Origin of the sequence: Paraconexibacter sp. (genome assembly GCF_041602235.1) — a bacterium.
GTDB lineage: Bacteria > Actinomycetota > Thermoleophilia > Solirubrobacterales > Solirubrobacteraceae > Paraconexibacter.
Genome location: NZ_JBFIGP010000324.1, coordinates 1 through 4,045, shown reverse-complemented (window position 1 = coordinate 4,045; position 4,045 = coordinate 1). Strand labels below are relative to the sequence as shown.

General features: G+C 76.6%; 5 protein-coding genes and 1 pseudogene. 3 read left to right on the top strand and 3 right to left on the bottom strand.

From position 1 onward, the window contains the following. From ABYE80_RS18115 to ABYE80_RS18105, 3 genes are all read right to left on the bottom strand, one after another. Nucleotides 1-107, bottom strand: a 107-nt coding sequence (locus tag ABYE80_RS18115; protein WP_372791706.1) for an NAD-dependent epimerase/dehydratase family protein, incomplete at its 3' end; no start/stop codon positions are given. Further along, nucleotides 104-1,090 carry a PQQ-dependent sugar dehydrogenase gene (locus ABYE80_RS18110; protein WP_372791705.1) on the bottom strand — a complete coding sequence of 329 codons (987 nt, stop codon included), beginning with the start codon at nucleotides 1,088-1,090 and terminating at the stop codon, nucleotides 104-106. The genes ABYE80_RS18110 and ABYE80_RS18115, both read right to left, overlap by 4 nt. A gap of 29 nt (nucleotides 1,091-1,119) precedes the next feature. After that, nucleotides 1,120-2,424 carry a hypothetical protein gene (locus ABYE80_RS18105; protein ID WP_372791704.1) on the bottom strand — a complete coding sequence of 435 codons (1,305 nt, stop codon included), beginning with the start codon at nucleotides 2,422-2,424 and terminating at the stop codon, nucleotides 1,120-1,122. A gap of 97 nt (nucleotides 2,425-2,521) precedes the next feature. Here ABYE80_RS18105 and ABYE80_RS18100 point away from each other — a divergent pair, with 97 nt between their 5' ends. From ABYE80_RS18100 to ABYE80_RS18090, 3 genes and pseudogenes are all read left to right on the top strand, one after another. Continuing rightward, on the top strand, nucleotides 2,522-3,163 hold the full coding sequence (locus ABYE80_RS18100) for a glycosyltransferase family 2 protein (protein ID WP_372791702.1): 642 nt from the start codon (nucleotides 2,522-2,524) through the stop codon (nucleotides 3,161-3,163). Continuing rightward, nucleotides 3,160-3,798: a TIGR04282 family arsenosugar biosynthesis glycosyltransferase gene (locus ABYE80_RS18095; protein WP_372791701.1), complete on the top strand. Its 639-nt coding sequence runs from the start codon at nucleotides 3,160-3,162 to the stop codon at nucleotides 3,796-3,798. Before ABYE80_RS18100 ends, ABYE80_RS18095 begins: the two co-directional genes overlap by 4 nt. Next, nucleotides 3,795-4,045 (top strand): annotated as a pseudogene (locus ABYE80_RS18090) (SAM-dependent methyltransferase); the annotation flags it as partial. The gene ABYE80_RS18095 and the pseudogene ABYE80_RS18090, both read left to right, overlap by 4 nt.

Below are 4,045 nucleotides of genomic sequence, written 5' to 3'. Positions count from 1 at the left end.
GGGTGCAGGGCGTCCAGGAGCCGGACGTCGTGGCCGGCGGTCAGCAGCGCGTCGGCGATGTGCCCGCCGATGAAGCCCGCTCCGCCGGTGATGAGGACGTGGGTCACGGTGTCGGTCCTCCGGGTCGGTCGATGACGTGGATGCCGCGGGCTCCGGAGACGGCGAGCCGGCCGTCGGTCAGCTGCGTGACGCCGTAGCGGCAGTCGTCGTCCAGGACGCCGCCGCGTCGCCAGATCGCCGTGTCGGTCTCGTAGTCGTAGCGGTCCAGGCGGCCGGAGACCACGCCGCAGACCGCGAGCGTCCGCTCGCCGAGCGCGACCACGCCCGAGGCCGCCGTGGTGCCGCGCAGCTCGGTGACCCGATCCGGTGGTCCGCCGCCGGTCGTGCCGCGGGCGATGCGCTCGGGTCGCTCACCGGGCGCGTTGTCGACGACCCAGACGGTCCCGCCGGGGGTGCGGGCGAAGGCGAACGGGTTGTTCCAGCCGAGGGACAGCACCACCGGGGCCTGGTCGGCCGGCCCGTCGGGGTCGAGGGCGAGCAGCTTGCCGTTGGGCGCGTCCGGGTCGGTCACCTTCGACGGGTCCTGCAGGTCGCCGACCCCGATGAGCAGGACGTCGCGGGCGTCGTCGTACAGCAGGTGTCCCCCGGTCGCGAGCGCGGTCCCGACGGGTCCGGTCCAGACGCGGCGGCGGGGGCTCGGCCGCAGGCGCTCCACGACGAGACGCCCGCCGTCCGCCGCGGTGTACGACGCCCAGATCGTCCGCCCGTCGGGCGCCGCCGCGAGCCCGAGCAGCCCGCGCTGCCCACCCGTCGCGAGCGCGAGCCGGGCGAGCACCGGTCCGGTGCGCTGCTCCCGGACGATCCCGCTGGTCAACTCGCCGGTGAGGTAGCGCCCGCCGGGGAGCGCCGCCACCGCGGCCAGGACCGTCCCCTGCGCGGGCGGTCGCTGGGCGCCGGTGGTGGTGCGGGGCTGCGGGGAGCCGACCGACTCGGGCGCATCGCTCCCGCCGCACCCGGCGCCGAGGGCCGCGAGCGCGACGGCCAGCGCCACGGCCGGCGTGCCGCGACGCGACGTGCCGCGACGTCGCATGCCGCGACGCGGCGTGGCGCGCGACGCGCTCACCACGGCGACCGCGCCCCCAACTGCACCGCGAGACCCAGTGCCGCGGCGGCGCCCAGCCAGGCGCGCGAGCCGCGCAGCGCGCACGTCGCGAGCACGATCCAGGGTGCGAACGGCAGCCAGATCCGTTCGGTCTCGCCGCGGGAGAGCCCCGACAGCGCGGCGGAGGAGAGCGCGACCAGCGCCCCGCCGCAGAGGATCCACGTGCCGCGGTCGCGCAGGCGCGCCAGGCCCACGGCCGCCGCCGGCCCGACGACGAGCGCGAACGCCGCCAGGTCGATCAGCAGGAACTCCAGGTAGGGCCGGCGGGACGCGACCCCGGCGAAGTACAGCTCGCGGGTGGCGGCCAGACCGTCGAACCACCAGAACCCGGCGGCGACGAATCCGAGCGCGACCGCACCGACGCCGAGGCCCGCGACGACGGTGGCGCGCCAGGCTCGGCAGGCCACCGCGACGGCGATGACGACGGCTCCGAGCGGGGCGATGCCGTAGCTCAGGTGCAGCGCCAGGCCGAGCACGACACCGGCCGCCAGGGCGAGCACGTCGGCCCGCACGGCGACGCGGCGGCCATGCGTCGGATCGGTCGGGGTGCCCCGCGCGGTCGCGGCCACGGTGAAGAGGGCGATCCCCACCGCGGCAACCCCGGCGAACAGCCCGTCGGCCGAGGTCCCGAGCCACACCGCGCCGGGGAGCAGGACCAGGAACGGCGCGGTGGCGCGCGCCGCCTGCTCGCCGCCGAGGGCCCGCTGCGCCACCAGGGCCGCCGGAACCATGAGCGCACCGCCCAGGAGGACGAGCGCCGCCGCCCAGCCGCCGCCGCCGAGGCCGATCCCGTCCATGCCCGCGAGCGCGAGGACCAGGCCGGGAGGATGGCCCTTCACGTGCGTCGGGTACGTCGCCAGCACGTCGGTGAACGACGACAGGAAGGCGGTCGGCGACCCGACGCGGTCGACGGCGGCGAGGTACTCGTAGCGCGTCTCGAGCGGTGCGCTCAGCGCGTCGGGACCGTCGGTCAGCGCGAGGGCGACGGTCCACGCCAGCGCCGCGAGCCCGGCGACCACGAGCAGGCGCCGCCAGCGCAGGGTGGCAGCGATCCGGGGGCCCGCCGCGACCGCGATCGGGGCGAACACGAGCGCCGGGACCGCCCACCACGAGAGCCTGATGTCGGCGGACCCGACCAGGGGGGCGTTCCCGATCCGCACCAGGGGGTCGTCCGCGTACAGCGCGCGCCCGACGGCCCCTCCCGCGACGACGACGAGGAGCCAGGCACCGAGCGCGATGGGGTCTCGTCGCGTCGCCCGCATCTGGGCATGCGACGCTAACGACGACATGCGCGTCAACGCGCCAGAACCGCTTCCGTCATCCATCCGTAATGGACGGCCACCTAAGTTCAGTGGGGCCATGCCGGACGTCATCCTTCCAGCGCTCAACGAGGCCGCGGCACTGCCGTGGGTGCTCGGGCGCCTCCCCGAGGGGTACCACCCGATCGTGGTGGACAACGGATCGACGGACGGCACCGGGACGATCGCGGCCGGTCTCGGGGCGCGTGTCGTCCACGAGTCGACCCCGGGGTTCGGGGCCGCGTGCTTCGCCGGTCTCCTCGCCGCCACCGACGACGTCGTCTGCTTCATGGACTGCGACGCCTCCCTGGACCCGCAGCGCCTGCCGGACGTGGCCGACCCGGTGCGCGGGGGCTCCGCGGACCTCGTCCTGGGCGCCCGCGTGCCGGCACCGGGGGCCTGGCCGCTCCACGCGAGGCTCATGAACCGCATGCTCGCGGCAGAACTGCGACGCCGCACCCGCGTGCCCCTCACGGATCTCGGACCCATGCGCGCCGCGCGCCGGGAGCCACTGCTCGCGCTCGGGATCCGCGACCGCCGGTTCGGCTGGCCGCTGGAGATGGTCCTGCGCGCGGCCGACGCCGAGTGGCGGGTCGTCGAGGTGCAGGTCCCCTATCTCGCCCGTGCGGGACGCTCGAAGGTGACCGGGACCGTACGCGGGACGGTCCGGGCGGTCCGCGACATGGGAAGGCTGCTCGCATGAGTGCCGCGAGCACCCTGATCGTCATCGCGAAGGCCCCTCGCCCCGGCCACAGCAAGACCCGGCTGTGCCCGCCCTGCACGCCACGACAGGCCGCGGACCTGGCGCTCGCCGCGCTGCGGGACACCCTCACCGCGGTCCTCCGGACGCCGGGCGTCGATCGCCGGGTGCTGGTGCTGGACGGGACGCCCGGGGCGTGGGTGCCCGCCTCGTTCGAGGTGCTCCCCCAGCGCGGCGACGGTCTCGACGAGCGCCTCGCCGCGGCGTTCGACGACGTCGGCGACCCCGCCCTGCTGGTCGGGATGGACACGCCCCAGATCTCTCCGAGCCTGCTGCGCGCAGGACTCGACGCGCTCGACGCGGACCCGGCGGCGCTGGGTCCCGCGCCCGACGGCGGGTACTGGGCGATCGGGCTGCGCGAGCCCGACGCCGAGGTCTTCCGCGGCGTCCCGATGAGCACCGCCCACACCTGTGCCGCCCAGCGCGCCCGGCTCGACGAGCGCGGACTGTCCTGGGCCGAACTGCCGCTGCTGCGCGACGTGGACCGCATCGAGGACGCCCATGCCGTCGCCGCCCTCGCCCCGGAGGGACGGTTCGCCCGGACCCTCGACGCGCTCGGGGAGGCGCTCGTCCCGTGAGGCGCCCCGGCACGCCTGCGGTGGACACCGTCCCGCGCCGCCCGGCGGACCTCTACGCGCGCGGGCTCTCCGGCGCCGCCTCGCGGCTCCTCCTGCGGCACGAGGACGGGACGACCAGACCGGTCCCGCTGGCGACCTGGATCGGCGCGGTGACCCCCGTCGACCGCCGGGTGATCGAGCGTCTCCACGGCCCGGTCCTCGACGTCGGCTGCGGCCCGGGCCGGCACGTCGCCGCGCTGCAGCGCCG

Excerpts from the sequence above, each read along its gene's own strand:
- ABYE80_RS18110 (WP_372791705.1), bottom strand. The coding sequence starts at position 1,090 with ATGCGACGTCGCGGCACGTCGCGTCGCGGCACGCCGGCCGTGGCGCTG.
- ABYE80_RS18105 (WP_372791704.1), bottom strand. The coding sequence starts at position 2,424 with ATGCGGGCGACGCGACGAGACCCCATCGCGCTCGGTGCCTGGCTCCTC.
- ABYE80_RS18100 (WP_372791702.1), top strand. The coding sequence starts at position 2,522 with ATGCCGGACGTCATCCTTCCAGCGCTCAACGAGGCCGCGGCACTGCCG.
- ABYE80_RS18095 (WP_372791701.1), top strand. The coding sequence starts at position 3,160 with ATGAGTGCCGCGAGCACCCTGATCGTCATCGCGAAGGCCCCTCGCCCC.